At 67.1% G+C, this 13,124-nt stretch carries 11 protein-coding genes; 4 read left to right on the forward strand and 7 right to left on the reverse strand.

The annotated features are described in order from the left end of the window. Positions 1-39 precede the first annotated feature (39 nt). Genes D7252_RS16235 through D7252_RS16265 form a run of 7 tightly spaced genes read right to left on the reverse strand, consistent with a single transcriptional unit; the run spans position 40 to position 7,746 of the window. Positions 40-1,653, reverse strand: a complete 1,614-nt coding sequence (locus D7252_RS16235; RefSeq protein WP_120776331.1) for an ABC transporter substrate-binding protein — start codon at positions 1,651-1,653, stop codon at positions 40-42. A gap of 39 nt (positions 1,654-1,692) precedes the next feature. After that, a complete protein-coding gene (locus D7252_RS16240; protein ID WP_259461123.1) occupies positions 1,693-3,285 on the reverse strand; it encodes a serine hydrolase in 1,593 nt (530 codons plus the stop codon). Next, the gene (locus tag D7252_RS16245) at positions 3,282-3,995 is read right to left on the reverse strand and encodes a type 1 glutamine amidotransferase (protein WP_120776332.1); all 714 of its coding nucleotides are present in this window, start codon (positions 3,993-3,995) and stop codon (positions 3,282-3,284) included. Before D7252_RS16245 ends, D7252_RS16240 begins: the two co-directional genes overlap by 4 nt. Continuing rightward, on the reverse strand, positions 3,992-5,107 hold the full coding sequence (locus D7252_RS16250) for a dipeptidase (RefSeq protein ID WP_120776333.1): 1,116 nt from the start codon (positions 5,105-5,107) through the stop codon (positions 3,992-3,994). Before D7252_RS16250 ends, D7252_RS16245 begins: the two co-directional genes overlap by 4 nt. 1 nt (position 5,108) lies before the next feature. Then, positions 5,109-6,278 (reverse strand): o-succinylbenzoate synthase, encoded by a 1,170-nt coding sequence (menC, locus tag D7252_RS16255; protein WP_120776334.1) that lies wholly within the window; start codon positions 6,276-6,278, stop codon positions 5,109-5,111. Next, entirely contained in the window at positions 6,275-6,964 is a 690-nt protein-coding gene (locus tag D7252_RS16260; RefSeq protein WP_120776335.1) for a MurR/RpiR family transcriptional regulator, read from the reverse strand. Before D7252_RS16260 ends, menC begins: the two co-directional genes overlap by 4 nt. Next, positions 6,961-7,746 carry a GNAT family N-acetyltransferase gene (locus tag D7252_RS16265; protein WP_183055328.1) on the reverse strand — a complete coding sequence of 262 codons (786 nt, stop codon included), beginning with the start codon at positions 7,744-7,746 and terminating at the stop codon, positions 6,961-6,963. Before D7252_RS16265 ends, D7252_RS16260 begins: the two co-directional genes overlap by 4 nt. A gap of 93 nt (positions 7,747-7,839) precedes the next feature. Between D7252_RS16265 and D7252_RS16270 the strand changes: the two genes are divergently transcribed. From D7252_RS16270 to D7252_RS16285, 4 genes are all read left to right on the forward strand, one after another. After that, a complete protein-coding gene (locus tag D7252_RS16270; RefSeq protein ID WP_259461124.1) occupies positions 7,840-8,988 on the forward strand; it encodes a M20/M25/M40 family metallo-hydrolase in 1,149 nt (382 codons plus the stop codon). A 281-nt stretch (positions 8,989-9,269) separates the two neighbouring features. Then, entirely contained in the window at positions 9,270-11,099 is a 1,830-nt protein-coding gene (locus D7252_RS16275) for an ABC transporter substrate-binding protein (protein WP_120776337.1), read from the forward strand. Between the two features lie 69 nt (positions 11,100-11,168). Further along, a complete protein-coding gene (locus D7252_RS16280) occupies positions 11,169-12,212 on the forward strand; it encodes an ABC transporter permease (RefSeq protein ID WP_120776338.1) in 1,044 nt (347 codons plus the stop codon). Next, complete coding sequence (locus D7252_RS16285; protein ID WP_120776339.1) at positions 12,209-13,123, forward strand: ABC transporter permease; 915 nt, start codon at positions 12,209-12,211, stop codon at positions 13,121-13,123. The genes D7252_RS16280 and D7252_RS16285 overlap by 4 nt, the downstream gene beginning before the upstream one ends. The last annotated feature ends 1 nt before the right edge of the window (position 13,124 follow it).

The raw sequence follows: 13,124 nt of genomic DNA on the forward strand, positions 1-13,124 counted from the left end.
AGCACGGCGCTCGCACGACGCGCACCACGACCGAGGTGTTCAGCCGACCGTCACATCGTAGAACAGCGGTCGGCCGTAGAGGTCGTAGTCCAGCCCGTCCAGGCGGTCGCCGATCGCGGTGATCGCCGACGGGCTGTACAGCGGCACGATCGCGGTGTACTTCGCGTTCCACTCCTGCAGCCGCGTGTAGATCTCGTTGCGCTCGTCCTGGTCGCTGGATGCCACCGCCTGCTCGAGAAGCGCGTCGATCTCGGGGTCGGCGACCTGGGAGGCGTTCTGGAAACCCTCGGAGTGGAGATGGCTGCGGAGGAAGTCGGGGTCGACGCCGGAGAAGCCCCAGTCCGTGAGGTCGAAGGTCTTCGGCTCGTACTGCGCGTTGTAAGCACCCGGCTCGAGCACCTCACGCACGACCTCGAACCCGATCGCCTTCAGGTCGGACTGGATGGCGTTGGCGAGAGCGGCACGGTCATCGGGCACCGGCGTCCACGCGATCCAGCGCACGGACAACGGCTCCCCGTCCTTGGTGCGGATGCCGTCGGCATTGCGCTCCGTCCACCCGGCGTCGTCGAGGAGCGCATTCGCCTCATCCTGGTCGAAGGCCCAGGTCCCTTCCAGATCGGCGTCGTAACCGGGGGTCGTCGATCCCAGCACGCTCCAGGCGCGGGGGAATTGACCGAAGAAGATCTCCTTGACGGCCGGTTCGACGTCGATGCCGCGGGCGAACGCCTGCCGCACCTTCTCGTCGGCGAACACGCCGTACTTCTCGTTCAGGTACAGCGAGTACGGCAGTCCGGGGTACTCGATCGAGTCGACCGTGATGCCGTCGCCGAGATCCTTCGCGAGGTTCGGCGGGATGTTGCTGGCGATATCCGCCTCGCCGCTCTCGATGACTCCGGTGCGCACAGCCGCCTCGGGCTGGATCTCAACGCGAAGCGTCTCGAACTTCGGCGCCTTGGCGTCGTGCGGTCCCCAGGTGTAGTCGTCGTTGCGGGTGTAGACGAGCTCCTGGTCGGGCGTGTACTCGGTGAGTTCGAACGGGCCGGTTCCCACGGTGATCCCGGGGCCGCCCGCCTTCAGCTGATCTGCGGATTCCTCGAGCACGGCGGGCGAGTAGAACCCGAGCTGCGGGGTGCTCGCAGCCTGCAGGAACGGGGCATAGGGCTGGGTGAAGGTGACTTTGACGGTGTGGTCATCGACGACCTCGGTTCCGTCGTAGAAATCGGCACCGAGCATGCTCGCTGCCTGCGCGGACGCCGTCTCCGGGTCGACGATGCGATCGAAGTTGGCTTTCACGGCCGCGGCATCGAACGGCTCGCCGTCGGTGAACGTCACGTCGTCGCGCAGCGTGAACGTGTACTCCGTGCTGTCGTCCGAGACTTCCCACTCCTCCGCCAGCCACGGAGAGAAGCTGCCGTCCTTTTCCTGGAACACCAGGGAGTCGAGCACGGCGCGCTGGACCATACCGGACACGTCGAGCTGGCTGACCTGCGGGTCCATGTGCCCGGCGGAGAGGTTGGCGCCTTCGATGGACCAGACGAGTTCGGCGTCGCCCTCGGACTGCCCGGTCGGCGCAGCGCACGCGCTGAGCACGAGTCCGGTGGCGGCCGCGAGCGCGGCGAAGGGTAGGAGACGACGCGCGGGGCGTGCGGACATGACGATTCCTCAGAACGAACGGATCGGGATGAATCCAGTCTAGAACCGATTCTTGGACGGAGTCGATTTGTGGCGAACTCGCGGCTCGCTACGTCCACTCGGGTCCTCGACAGCATCGGACAGATCGATGCGATAGTGCTCCTCGACTCCCGAGGACTGCCCCTTTCGCACGTGGTGACCTCGCTCGATCGCCGAAACAGTAAGGCTCTGCACGCGCGGTTCCGGCAGGGCGATCATCCGGATCTCGACGATCAGATCGCCGCGCTCCCCCTCGATGCGCCAGCGCAGCTCATCCTCGTTCGCGGCCGTGACGATGCGCTTCGCGAAATCGGACTGCGCCGAGCGCACGCCGCCGATCTGCTCTCGATCGCGAGCCAGCCCAGCGTCGCGCACCTCCGCCGGGACGTCCCGCAGGAGGTTGTCGGCCAACAACGGGAGCTGCGCCGCCCGTTCGCCCCGCAGCAGCGCGGCGTCGATCGCGCCGGCGGCTTCGATCGTCGCACGCCAAGGCCGCACCACCGCCGCGGGCGCATCGACGCCCTCGAGCACCTCCCTCAGCGCCGTCGTCGCCACCCGCTTGGCGCCGAACTCATCGGAGTTGCCGAAAGCGACGACACCGACGCCGGTCGCGGCGTGCCAGCGCATGTGCGACGAGAATCCGGGGAGTCCGCCCGAATGCTGCACGATCCGTCCGAACCGACGATCATCCTCGATGACGAGGCCGTATCCGTATCCCGCCCCGGTGAGGATCCGGCCGTCGGGCGCATCGACCGCGACGGGGATCGGTGTGTGCGGCTGCTGCATCCCGAGGCGCGACTGGACCGAGAGCACCTCGGGCCGAGTGGGCCGCGAGGTGAACGCGGAGCCGAGGAAGTCCATCCACGCCGCGATGTCGTCCACCGTGCTGAACATGCTTCCGATGCACGCCAGCGCACCCGATCCGACGAACGGCTCGGCCGCGAACGTCGCACCCCCATCGAAGGTGCGATATCCGCCGGCCAGCGCCGCGCCGTCATAGCCGTCGGCGACGTAAGCCGTGCGGTCGAGGCCGAGAGGTGCGAGCAGAACTTCGTGTACGACATCTTCCACCGCGCGTCCTGTCACGTTCTCCACGGCCCGGCCGAGCAGTGCCTGGCCGAGATTCGAATACTGATATGCGGTGCCGGGCGACGCAGACAGGGAGACTCCGCCGGCGAAGAGCGCAGCGATCCGTTCGCGAGACGCCCCGAGATTGCGATCAGCCCACGCGTTGTCCTCGCCGAGTCCCGCGCGATTGGAGAGGAGCAGATCCCCCGTCATCTCGACGTCGGCCCCGCGGTACCGCGCCCGCGCGTACGGGACGTACCGGGTGATCGGCGCGTACAGGTCGATCAGTCCGCGGTCGCGCAGCACCAGCACCGCCGCACTCAGAAAACTCTTCGACATCGACGCGATCCGGAAGACCGTCTCCCGCGTGGTCGGGGCGCGAGGCCCAACCTCTCCGTGGGCGGCGACGGCCAGGACGCGCCCACCCCGACACACCGCGACGACGGATGCCGGGGCGAGCCGCCGGGCGGATTCATCGAGTCCGGCGCTCACCGCGTGCTCGGCGACAGGGTCCCACATGGCGTCCTCACGTTCGGGGAAGGTCACACACGCCCCGCGCCGAGAAGTTCGTCCACGAAGCCATCGACCAACGCTCTGCTGGCTGAAGTGTTGTGCGCGTCCACACGCTCCGCGGCCGAGATCAGATCGGTGAGCGACCACCCTTCACCCCGCAACGCTGCATCGTCCCACCGGGCGAGATCCGCGGCGGATGCCTCCGGGTGGAACTGCACGCCACGGACACGCTGCCCCAGCCGGAACGCCTGATTCTGCACAGCCGCACTGGACGCCAGGAGGACGGCCTCTGCGGGGAGCCGCGTGATCATGTCCTGATGATTCTCGATCATCGGTGCCCCCTCCCCGAGCGCGGAGAGCACGGCATCCTTTCGCCCTTCGGCCGTCGGCAGGATCTGCGTCGCCCCGCGTTCGACCGGGCCCGTCTTCTCGCGCACCTCGCCGCCGGCGACGTGGGCGAGCAGCTGTCCGCCGAGGCAGATGCCGAGCGTCGGCACGTCGGCGGCGATCGCCTCGGCGGCGAGCGCCCGCTCGGCCCGCAGCCAGGGAGCCCGGTGATCGTCGTCGGGCATGAGGCCTCCACCGAGCAGCACGAGCCCGTCAAAGCCGTCGAGAGTCGCAGGCAGTGGTTCCGCGGCGCCCACGACGGCCACGACCTCCACCCCGCGGGCATGCAACCATGTCGCGAAGCGCCGGGGCCCCGAGTTCGGGGAGTTCACGACCGCGAGCACCCGAGCGCTCACGAAGTCCTCATCCGCGTCAATGTGTCGACCGCCGGCGCCAGAGCGGCCCTCGGCGGCGTGCGCGTGTCCCCGGCGAGGAACGCCGCATGGTCGGCGTCGGATGCCTCGAGCACACGCAGGACGTTCTCGTGCGCAGCGCCGGCGAGGTCGGCCTCTGACCATCCGCGGCTTCGGAGCTCGGCGAACAGAGCGGGATAGTGGGAAACGTCGTCGAGCCCCTCCGGCATCGCGTCGGTGCCATCGAAGTCGGCGCCGATCCCCACTGCGTGCGCACCGGCGACGTCGCGAATGTGGTCGAGGTGGTCTGCGACGTGTGTCACGCCCACCGAGGGCGCATCGCCTTCGGCACCGGCCGTCCACCAGGCGTGACGCTCCTGGGAGAGGAAGGTGGGGACGAAAGGCACCATGACGATGCCACCTTGAGCGCCGATTGCCGCGAGCACGTCGTCCGGCACGTTGCGCGGGTGGTCGCACAGTGCCAGGGCGCCCGAGTGACTCACCATCACCGGCCGTGATGTCTCGTCGAGCGCGTCGCGCATGGTGCTCGGCGCGACGTGCGAGAGGTCGACGAGCACGCCGATTCTGTTCATCTCTCGCACCACCTCGCGGCCGAAAGCGGTGAGACCGCCATGGATGGCCCGATCCGTGGCGGAGTCAGCCCACGAAATGGTCCGCGACCAGGTGAGGGTCATGTACCGCGCCCCCAGTCGCGCGAACTGTCGGAGCACCGCCAGCGAGCCGCCGATCTGTTCGCCGCCCTCGATGCCGATGAGCGAGGCGATCCGCCCCTCGACCATCGCCGCACGCACGTCCGCCGCCGTACGCGCGAACTTCATCCGTTCGGGGTGGGCGTCGACGAGACGGTGCACGAAATCGATCTGCTCCAGCGTGGCGACCACCTGCTCGGCTCCTTCCAGCACAGGATCCACCCAAACCGACCAGAACTGTCCGGCTACCCCGCCCGCGACGAGCCGCGGGATGTCTGTGTGCAGTTCTGCGACCGCATCTCCGAGAGCCTCGGCGCCGTAGCCGAGCGTGAGGCGACTTCTCCACGGCAGGTCGTTGTGGCCGTCGATGACCCGATCGACGGCGGTCGATGACAGAGCGCTCATCTCATTCCCTCCCCGTATCCAGCGACGCCGACATCGCGGCTTTCTCCGCGGCATCCGTCGCGGCGGAATCGAAGACCCGCGTCGCACCCCGCTCGATGCGCTCGACCAGCACCTCGTGCCCGATCCCCGGAGAACCAGGCACCTGCACCCGGCCGTCGATCGCGAGAACAGGCGGATCGATGATGTCTGCGGCGTAGTACTTGTCGGACCCGGAGACGTCCGACGGCAGCAGGAATCCCGGCAGCGACGAGATCGCGACGTTCGCGGCGCGGCCGATGCCGAACTCGTGCATTCCGCCGCACCACACCGGGATACCCGCGTCGAGTGCGATGTCGTGCGCGGCTCGGGCGACGCTGAGTCCGCCCATGCGGGACACCTTGATGTTGAGCACACGGCCGGCCTGCAGCCGCATCATGGTGTGCAGATCGCCGAGTGCCACGACGGATTCGTCGAGGCACACATCAGTGTCGAGTCGCGCCTGCAAACGGGAGTGCGCCACGAGGTCCCTGGGCTCGAACGGCTGCTCGATCATCGTGAGCCGTTCCCGGTCGAGCGCCTGGAACACCTCCGTGGAGTCCGGGTCGTCCGGGTAGGCGCCGTTGGCGTCGACATGCAGGTCGAGGTCCGGGTAGGCGGCACGCACCGCGCGAACCGGTTCCACGTCCCAGCCGGGTGCGATCTTGAGCTTGACGCGTCCGTAACCGGCCGCACGCTGCAGGCCGACCTGCGTCAACAAGTCATCGATCGACGGCTCGATCCCGAGTGAGACCCCGGCGACGACCTCCGTCCTCGTCCCGCCGAGCGCTGCCGACAGAGGCACGCCTCGCGAGCGGGAGAACAGGTCCCAGATCGCGCCCGCGAACCCGGCCTTGGCGAACTCGTGCCCGCGGATCCTGACCCACGCCGACTCCAGCTCAGCGGGCTTCTCGCCTTCTCGTCCGAGCAGAGCGGGAACGAGGTAGCGGGTCGCGATCTCCCAGGACGTGGCCGTCGTCTCGGCGCCGAAATACGGATCACTCGGCGAGGCGATCTCGCCCCATCCGGTGCGACCGTCCTCGTCCGTCACTTCCACGAGGATGTGCTCTATGCGGGACTTGCGGTGCGAGCTCGTCTCGAAGGAGTGCAGCAGCGGCTGCCGGAGGATGAACAGCCGAGTGCGGGCGACCTTCACTCCTCGTCCTCCGCATCGTTGCGCATGCGGCTCTGCTCCGGAGTGTAGAGGCCGAGGCGGGCGACCAACCGATCGCGCTCGGCAAGACGGCGACGCGCCCCCTTCGCACTCACCGTCGTCAGGGCGCTCAACAGATGACACACGGCTGCCACGGGGGTCGGCGAGTCGGCGTAAGACGCGGAGCCCGTGCGGACACGGATGAGCGAGGCGGCGAGCGGAGCCAGCGGCGCATCCTCACTGTCGGTGATGACGACGAGTTGACCGCCCGCCTCGTGGAACAGACGCCCCAGACGGACGGTCTCCTCGCGATAGCGGCGCAGAGAGAACGCGATGAGGACGTCCGATGCGCGCACGTCCGTGAGCACCGTCAACGGCTGTAGTGCGTGACCGTCGACGAGGAAGACGTTCGACAGGGTCGCCGACAGGTCCGCGTTGAGGAGCTGCGCGTACGCGCCCGACTTGCCTTCGCCCGCGATGTAGCGGCGCCGGGCACCCAGCAGGAGCGCGGCGGCCTGCGGCACCTGCGCCGAACTGCTCAACTCGTCGAACGTCTGCATGAGCGACCTTTGTTCCGCCTCGATGATGCGGGCCTGGATGCTCTCCGCCGACAGATTCGTGCGGATGCGCTCCCCGAACCGGTCGCCCGGTGAGACGAGGTCGCGATCTTCGTGATCGTGGTCGGTCATGGTGCGCCTTTCCCCGGGATAGCACGGTACGCGGCAGTGTGCTCATCGATTCGTGACGCCGCCACAAGCACTTCGCCCTGTCGGAAGGCTACGGTCAGCGTCTGATCGAGCGCGCGGCGAACCTCGGAGCGCTCCATCGAAGACAGCAGGTCCGCGCGCAGCGGGATGCCGATCCAGCTGCCGTTCTCGGCGGCGGCCTCGTATCCCCAGTCCGCACGCCCCAGAGCAGGCGGGTCGCCGAGAACGCTCAGGTCACGTCGAGCATCGACGGCGGTGAGATCCCATGAGACCACAAGGCGGTCCGTGTCAGGGCGAGCGTAGTAGTCGCGCTCGAAGGCGATCCCCACCGCCCCGAGTGAGCTGAGGTTGAAGTGCGCATTCCGGGCGAGCAGCGGATCGAACGTCCAGCGCATCGTCCGCTGCCCCCAGCGGAGGGCGACGTCACGCTGCGCGAGCTTCAGCGCCTGACCGACTCCCCTGCCCTGATGCTCCTGATCGACGGCTGCCGCCTGAGAGTAGTGATAGTCCGCTCCGCGCCCGTCTCGACCCGCGAAGCCGTAAGCGAACCCGATGAGGCGCCCGTCCGACGCGAACGCTCCCACTGCCGATCCCCCGTTGCGTGCCAGCGCAGTGAGGAGATTCGTGTTGAGTGTGTACTCGCTCTCGGAATAGGCGAACACGCGGGCATAGAGCGCCGCCGCCTCGCGGAACTCGCGATAGCCGGTGAGTTCGTGGCAGCTGTAGCCGATGCCGGCGTCGGTCGCCACCGAAGTGTGAGGCACGATACGTTTCCTAAGATCGAGGAATATTACCTGCTGCGAGCGATGTTATCGGCGGGTTGCATAGCTATCAAGAGGCAGATACGGTTCGTAAACGTGACGACTTCCGCGCCGGCTCCCGAACCAGACCTTCGTTCTGAGGACATCCTCGCACTCGTGCGTGAACTTGTTCACCATGAGTCGCCGAGTCGCGATGCGGCTGCCAGCGCCGCACTCGCCGACGATCTCGCCGGGCGGTTCGAAGCGCTCGGCGGAACTGTGGAGCGCGTGGCGTCCGCGGCCGGAACCCATCTCGTCGTGCACGTCGCCGGCATCGGGGATCCCCTCCTCCTCGTCGGGCACACGGACACCGTATGGCCGGTGGGCACGATCGAACGCGAACTGCCCTGGTCGCACGACGGCGACATCGTACGAGGCCCCGGCACCTACGACATGAAGGCGGGCATCGTGGTGGTGCTCGGCGCACTGTCGCGACTGCGCGGCATCGCGCCTCAGAAGCGCCGTGCGGTGCGCATCGTCCTCGTCTGCGACGAGGAGATCGGGTCGCCGGAGTCGACGCCACACCTCCGAGAGTGGGCGCGTGGCACGGCGGGGGCCATCGGCTTCGAGTCGCCGCATCCGGACGGTGCGTTGAAGGTGGGCCGTCGCGGGAGCACGCGAATGCGGCTCTCCGTACACGGGCGGGAGGCTCACGCCGCGCTCGATCCCGAAAAGGGAATCTCTGCCGTTGACGAGCTCGTAGACCAGCTCCTCCGCGTGCGGCAGATCACGTCGGATCCCACGCTGCCGGGCCCTGTCCTCTGCAACGTCGGAAGGATCTCGGGGGGCTCACGCACGAACGTGGTCCCGGCCGACGCGTCGGCCGAAGTCGGGCTGCGATTCACCGATCGAGTGACAGAAGAACGGGTGCTCGCCGCGTTGACAGGGCTTCTCCCCGTGCGTGAGGGCGCCCGGCTCACAGCCGAGGTGCTGAGTTCGCGCCCTGCGTGGGTGCCGTCCGCAGCGGACGCGACGCTCCTCGCGCAGGTCACCGAGGCTGGTGCGAGAATCAGGCAGCAGATCACCGCCCGCCCGGCCGCAGGGGCCGGCGACACCAATCTGCTGGGCAGCTTGGGCATACCCACCGTGGACGGCTTCGGCCCGCGCGGAGGCGGAGCGCACGCACGCGATGAGCACTTCCGACTGTCGTCGCTGCATGAACGCATCGATCTGCTGTGCGCGCTGCTCACGACCCCGGACCTCTGAGCAGAGGCTCGAGTACGCTATTCTCGATTGCAACGATACGATCCGGATCTCCATGCGATCGAATCGAAGGACAGCGCGCTGCCCTCGCGTGCACATGGCGCAAAGTCGCGTATTCATGGGCCCAAAAGGACGTCAGCGCACCTGGTTCGACCTGGGGCTCACAAATTATTGTTGAGCGATACGGATCAGATCCCTTGACCCTGAGCCGGTATTCCGCTTGCATGGTCTCCACCGACCCGCCTTCATCGTGAATCCGGGCGGTGCCCGAAGGGACTTCATCCATGCGTCTTGCTCCCCGCTCCCGAACAGTGCGAAGTCTGGCCGCCGCTGCGATCGCCTCCGCTCTCCTCATCTCCGCGCCCGTCAGCGCCCAGGCACGGACGGTCAGCGCCGCGACCGAATCTCCCGCACCCGATACAACACTGCGCATCGCGACCTCGGGCTTCGTCGACACGTTCAACCCGTTCATCTCGATCTACCTCGCACCGACCAACGTCATCCGGTATGTGTACGAGTCCCTGGTGCAGAACGACGCCGAAGACGGGTCGCCCACCAAGGGCCTCGCCGACTCCTGGGACGTGACCGACGGCGGCCAGACCTGGACCTTCACCCTGCAGGATGGACTCGAGTGGTCCGACGGCGAGCCCATCACCTCGGCGGATGTGAAGTACACCTACGAGCAGATGATGACCGTGCCCGCCCTCGGCACGGCGAACGGCAACCTGGTCTCGAACTTCGAATCGATCGACGCACCGGACGAGAAAACCGTGGTCATCAACCTCAAGACTCCGCAAGCCCCGAACCCGGGCTCTGAGATCCCGGTCGTCCCGAAGCACATCTGGGAGGCGGTCGACGACCCGACGACGTTCGCGAACGACACGGACGTGGTCGGCTCCGGACCGTTCGTGCTGGAGAGCTACGCCGCAAACCAGTCGATCGTTCTGAAGGCGAATGAGACGTTCTGGCGCGGTGCGCCGAAGATCGACAGGATCCAGTACGTCTATTACACGAACTCGGACGCGCAGGTGCAGGCGCTGAAGGCAGGAGATGTCGACCTCGTCACCGGACTCACCCCGACGCAGTTCGACGCCCTCGAGGGCGTCGACGGCATCACGACCCATTCCGGCGAAGGGCGCCGTTACCACTCGATCAGCATCAACGTCGGGCAGCAGACCCGCGACAACGTTCCCTACGGGACCGGAAGCGAAGCGCTGAAGGACGTCGAGGTCCGCCAGGCTCTCCGGCTCGGGACCGACACGAAGACGCTGCTCGACAAGGTCCTCGCCGGCGAGGGCGTGCAGGCGACAAGCTTCATCCCCTCGTCCTTCCCCAAGTGGCACCTGTCCGACGAGGACGACGTGATCGTCGGGTTCGATCCCGAGGCGGCCAAGGCGAAGCTCGACGACGCCGGCTGGGTCCCCGGAGCCGATGGAATCCGGGAGAAAGACGGGGCTAGGCTCACACTGCGACTGCTGACGGATGCCGAAGACGTCAACGAGCAGTCGATCGCCGACTTCTTCGTCCCCTGGATGAAGGACATCGGCATCGAGATCACGGTCGAATCCACCGACTCGGACACGATCAGCGCGAAGGCCGTGAGTGGTGACTACGACCTGTACTTCAGTGGATGGTCCGTCAACCCCGACCCCGACTACCAGCTGGGCATCAACACCTGCACCAACCTGCCCACTGCGACCGACGGCACCGGCGGAACCACGCAGGACGGCTACTGCAACCCGGAATTCGACGAGATGTACGCGGAGCAGCGTTCGGAGATCGATCCGGAAAAGCGCCAGGAGATCGTGCACGACATGCTCGCGCTGAACTACGAGGACACCGCGCAGGTCGCCACCTGGTACGCGAATTCCCTGGAGGCATACCGTTCCGATCGCTTCACCGGATTCACCCTGCAGCCGAAGGAGACCGGGATCATCGCCAACCAGGCCGGTTACTGGGGCTACCTCACCGTCGAGCCGGTCGAAGGCGCCACCGCCGGCGGCACCGGGACGAACACCGGCCTGATCATCGGAGGCATCGTGGTCGGAGTGGTGCTCATCGGCGGAGTGGTCTTCTTCCTGATTCGACGTCGCAACATCGCCGACGTCGAATGAGCCCTGCGAGATGCCGCGGGGGCGAGCCCTTCGCCCCCGCGGCATCTCGTCCGCTGTAGAGGAGACCCCATGTCCAACGCGGTACCCCCATCCACCTCCGTCATCGCCACCAGCGCGGCCGCCGACGAGCAGCCGACCGGTGTCGGTGCGCTGCGCTATCTCCTGGTGAAACTCGGCGGCGCGGCGATCAGCATGGCCATGGTCATCCTGCTCGGATTCTTCGCCTTCAAGATTCTGCCGGGCGACCCGGTCGCCTCGGTCGCTCGAGAACGCGGCATGAGCGCTGAGCAGGCCGAGCAGCTCCGGGAGCAGCTCGGCCTCAACAAGCCTCTGTGGCAGCAGTTCTTCGACTATCTCGGCAACGTGTTCACCGGCAACTTCGGGACGAGCTACGTCTACCGCACCTCTGTCGCCGAGCTGATCGGCGACTACTTCTGGAACACGATCCTGCTCACCGGTACCGCCGCGATCATCGCGATCGCCCTCGGACTCTGGCTCGGACAGAAAGCGGCGTGGAAACACGGATCCACGTTCGACAAGATCGCCTCGGGAACGTCGCTCGTCTTCTGGTCCGTCCCGACGTTCTGGCTGGCGCTGCTGCTGCTGATGGTCTTCGGTGGCACGCTGCACTGGTTCCCCACCGGGGGCATGGTGTCGCCCAACCCTCCGACGGATCCGATCGGCGTCGTGCTCGACGTCGTCTCACACATGGTCCTCCCCGTCGTCACCATGGTCGCCGTCGTCTACGCCCAGTACCTCATGGTCATGCGCAGTTCTCTCCTCGAGGAGATGGGCGCCGACTACCTCACCACCGCACGGGCAAAGGGTCTTCGCGAGGACCTCGTTCGCCGCCGGCACGCCGTCCCGAACGCGCTGCTGCCGACCGTCACTCTCGTCTTCATGCACATCGGCGGACTCATCGCCGGGGCGGTGACGGTCGAGACGGTCTTCTCCTGGCCGGGCCTGGGCAAGCTCACGTTCGAGGCGATCTCCGGCCCTGATCTTCCCCTGCTGCAGGGCACCTTCGTGGTCTTCTCGGCAATCATCATCGTGATGAACCTCATCGCCGATCTCATCTACCGTCAGCTCGACCCGAGAGTGAGGCGCGCATGAGCACCACGACATCCTCAATCCGTTCTCCACGCGCACTCGCCTGGCATCGCCGCGGCGCTGCGTTCGCGGACTTCTGCCGACAGTTCTCGCACCACCGTGCGGGGATGGTCGGCCTGATCTTCCTCATACTCGTCGCCGCCGTCGCCATCCTGGCACCGGTGATTGCCCCCGCCAGCATGCTCGATGTCACCAAGCTCGTCGACGTGCAGCGCTTCGCCCCGCCATCCTGGGAGCACCCGCTCGGCACCGACCACCAGGGTCGCGAGATCTGGGTACGCATGGTGTGGGGAGCGCGCGTGTCACTGCTCGTCGGCCTCGCGGCGACGGCGATGTCCATGGTCATCGGCACCCTCGTCGGTCTCTCGGCGGGTCATTTCACCGGTTTCTTCGGCTCGCTCATGATGCGCATCATCGACTTCTTCCTGGTGCTGCCGTCGCTCATCCTGGCAATCGTGCTCTCCTCGGTCCTGAGCCGCGGGGTGTGGACGATCATCATCGCCATCGGCCTCACCTCCTGGGCCGGGACCGCCCGCGTCGTGCGAGCGCAGACACTCTCCGTCGAGTCCCGCGACTACATCGAGCGGTCGCGGGCACTCGGCGCCGGACACTGGCACATCATCATCAAGCACCTCCTGCCCGGAGTCCTCCCGCTGGTACTCGCCAACACGACGCTCACGGTCGGTTCCGCGATCATCGCCGAGTCCACCCTCGCCTTCCTGGGCCTCGGCGACACCACGATGCAGTCGTGGGGCTCGATCCTCAAGAACGCCATGGACGTGTCCGCGGCGACGAGCGGGTACTGGTGGTACGTGCTCGTTCCCGGCCTGGCCATCGTCCTCGTCGTGCTGGCCTTCACTCTCATGGGCCGCGCCGTCGAGAACATCACCAACCCGATCCTAAGGACCCGGTGAC

Origin of the sequence: Microbacterium sp. CGR2 (assembly GCF_003626735.1) — a bacterium.
Taxonomy (GTDB): Bacteria; Actinomycetota; Actinomycetes; order Actinomycetales; family Microbacteriaceae; genus Microbacterium.

Bases quoted from the DNA above. Each gene is read 5' to 3' on its own strand.
- D7252_RS16235 (WP_120776331.1), bottom strand. From the start codon at position 1,653: ATGTCCGCACGCCCCGCGCGTCGTCTCCTACCCTTCGCCGCGCTCGCG.
- D7252_RS16250 (WP_120776333.1), bottom strand. From the start codon at position 5,107: ATGAGCGCTCTGTCATCGACCGCCGTCGATCGGGTCATCGACGGCCAC.
- D7252_RS16260 (WP_120776335.1), bottom strand. From the start codon at position 6,964: ATGACCGACCACGATCACGAAGATCGCGACCTCGTCTCACCGGGCGAC.
- D7252_RS16275 (WP_120776337.1), top strand. From the start codon at position 9,270: ATGCGTCTTGCTCCCCGCTCCCGAACAGTGCGAAGTCTGGCCGCCGCT.
- D7252_RS16280 (WP_120776338.1), top strand. From the start codon at position 11,169: ATGTCCAACGCGGTACCCCCATCCACCTCCGTCATCGCCACCAGCGCG.
- D7252_RS16285 (WP_120776339.1), top strand. From the start codon at position 12,209: ATGAGCACCACGACATCCTCAATCCGTTCTCCACGCGCACTCGCCTGG.